At 37.8% G+C, this 2857-nt stretch carries 1 protein-coding gene and 1 pseudogene; both read right to left on the bottom strand.

The window, feature by feature from the left end; genetic code table 11:
- Positions 1 to 461: pseudogene (locus tag A9G24_RS07485) on the bottom strand (hypothetical protein); the annotation flags it as partial.
- 32 nt (positions 462 to 493) lie between these two features.
- A partial coding sequence (locus A9G24_RS12830) for a peptidoglycan-binding domain-containing protein (RefSeq protein ID WP_176701173.1) occupies positions 494 to 2857 on the bottom strand: 2364 nt, incomplete at its 5' end.

Genomic DNA, 2857 nt, shown 5'->3' with positions numbered 1-2857 from the left:
AAATTATTATCATATTCTGTTGTAACGGTAATGATAAAATCCTTTGAGATAGTAAAATATGTTTTTTCAATTAGATTTTCATTATTTCCTGGTTCGTACCATTCACCTTCAACGTATAATTTTGAATGGATTTGATGATCTTTTATTGTCAATAAATAAAGTCTGTAAGGAAAATCACCACAATCCATTGGCACCAATACCATATCGATACCATTTTTTGATGGTAATGATAAATAGCGAAATTCCTTGTCACAATGTCCAAAATCAAAATTCTCAATCTTACAATTGTCATTATTGGCTAAGTTATATGACACATTTTTATGTGCTTTATTTAATGGTAAAGTGTCTGTGCTTTTTTCAAAACAGGGATTTTTATTATTTTGTTGAATAGGGGGTTCTTGTGCATAAGCAAAAAAAGGAATTACACCGAATACTAAATAAATTATATAGTTATTTATCATAATATATCCTAAAATTATCCATTAGCTATTTTTTACAATAATGAAGCCAATGGCTTACCATTTAACGTTGCAGAATCTTTACAGAAATATTCATCTTTTAAATAAATTTGATCAAACTCTCTTACATCATAATGTACCCAACTTGTTGCTCCAATATCAGACGATTCTAAGTTAAACATATTTTCTTGACCAGCTAACCAATCCCATTTTGCTCCTAAATATTTATTAAATATTTCTTTGCGTAATTTATTCATATCATTACATGATCTTGTCCTGACACCATTTTTATTAAAATGTATATCTAAAGCCTTTCCTTTATGGTTTGTAGTTCGTCTATTTGTTTGAAGATTTCGATCATAACACCTATATCCTGATGAAATTTTTCTAAAACTATAAACTGAATTTTCTTTTTGTAAGTAAAATATTACGGCTTTTAATGCCCATAATAATGATCTGTGTATACCAGGATACTCATACCTATGAGTTGTTTCTAATTTTACACCGTAGTACATATCTTTATGTCTACTTTTACCAAATCCATCACACAATCCACAGGGACAAAACATTTGTTCGTCATCAGTAGGAGGTTTTTTTACCCATTCATTGCTTGGTAAATCATATTTAACAGAAAACTCATCTATAGCCTTTATCACATTCATATCCACAACGCCCGTTTCCTCGACTTGCATATAATCACGTTGAAACTGTTTGATCATATTTTCGGTTCTTTCGGTAAATTCATCTGTTGGCACATTGCCACCAAATCCAGCAAGTCTGATATTAATTTCCCGAATAATTTCATCTTTATCCCCCTTTTTGAAAAGGACAGTGTTTCCTGCAAAATAATCCACCATCGCCACAGGATGAATAAACCATGCCTTGCCGTCTGCGGATAGATTGGACAGTTTAGGGATATTGGCTTCGGTGTTTGCGGTTGGGTTTTGTGCTTGTGCCTGTGCCACTTGTTTCCACCACAGTGAGGGTTTGATGCGTTGCTCTTTTTCTATTTTCCAGTTTGATTTAACATGTTTATGCGCTTCGTCCACCACGTCTAAGGCAAAATCACGGAGGTAAGGCTCGGTGATGCCAAGTTTATCTAATCCCGCTTCAATAATTGCTTTTTGTTGTTGTTTTTCTTCTTCAAATAGCTCATCAATTTCGTTCCATTTGCTTAACGCTTCATCGGCATACCATTCGCTTTCATATTTCACCAGTAAATGCCCTATCAACTCCGCCGTCCAGCTTCGGCGTAATCCTTCTTTTAAATCCCTATCCGTAAAAGTCGGTGGCGGTAGGTCTTTTTTTCGTTGGGTTGAATATATCAGTGTGCCCGTTAAGATTTGATGTAATGCCCGCATCGCTGGCGTGTAATCGGCTAAATCTAATTTCGCCACTTTATTCTTGCCTATCTTGTCAGATAATTCACCTATCGAGGCCTTTTCTTCTATCGTTTCAAAACCAGGCCAGTGCCATGGACTACGCCGTTTGATATGCGCTTGTGCATTGTCTTTTATATTCACCCAACCGTGTATCGGTAGTGTTTGCTCATCCAGTGCCGTCACTTGGGCCCATTTTGTGTTTTCATCCTCTATCGCTATCAAGCCATCATTTTCTAATGAAATTAGGGACACGGTACGAGGGTAACATACCGTATTACGTTTCTTTTCCTGTGGAGAAAGGTTGTCATCTAATGATAACGGAAAATTATGCCAATAACTTACGCTTGAATTGAGCTGCCCATCTTCGCCATTAAGCTGTAAGACTTTACTGGCGGCTATCCAGTACGGCTTGTTTTCAATCATAAAGCGAATCGTGAAAAAATCATCATCATTCGCAGGCTCAGAATAGACACTCGGTAACGTCGTATCTTGCCCCTTTCCGCCACTAATTAGCTCAACTTTATCGGGGATATCTGCCTCGGTTAATTCGGGATATATCCGCCTTACATACATTTTCTCACTTGCGGTTAAGGTGTACGGTTGCGCTGACGGGCTTTTTGCCTGTATCTTTCCATTAATGCCATTAACCACCTTGCCAACCCCTGGGTCGAATAACGGCTGCTCGGTTGAAGTATGAAAAAATCTTGAGGGAAGATTGACGGTATAGACCGGTTTGATTTTAATATAGTAGCTCTCGGTAGTGTCGGTAAAATGAATCGCCACCCCAGAGCTTAACCAACCTGCCGGTTTAGCGGCTTGCACTAATCGCGCCTCTTTTTCAACTAATATGATAGTTTTTTCACTTTCAGGCAGCTTGTCCGCTAAGGTGCGGGTTTTAGTGATAAACGCCGGTAAATCATCACAGGTCAGTAATTCAATATGTGCCATTGGCGGTAATTGCTTGTCTAACGCCCGTTTCATGTTCGATAACGGGGCTTCTTTAGGCTCGTCAAAACG

It is taken from the genome of Gilliamella sp. App6-5, assembly GCF_001690525.1.
Lineage (GTDB): Bacteria > Pseudomonadota > Gammaproteobacteria > Enterobacterales > Orbaceae > Gilliamella > Gilliamella apicola_H.
Note: the sequence above shows the minus strand (reverse complement) of the source record. Positions and strands in the feature narration are given on the sequence as shown.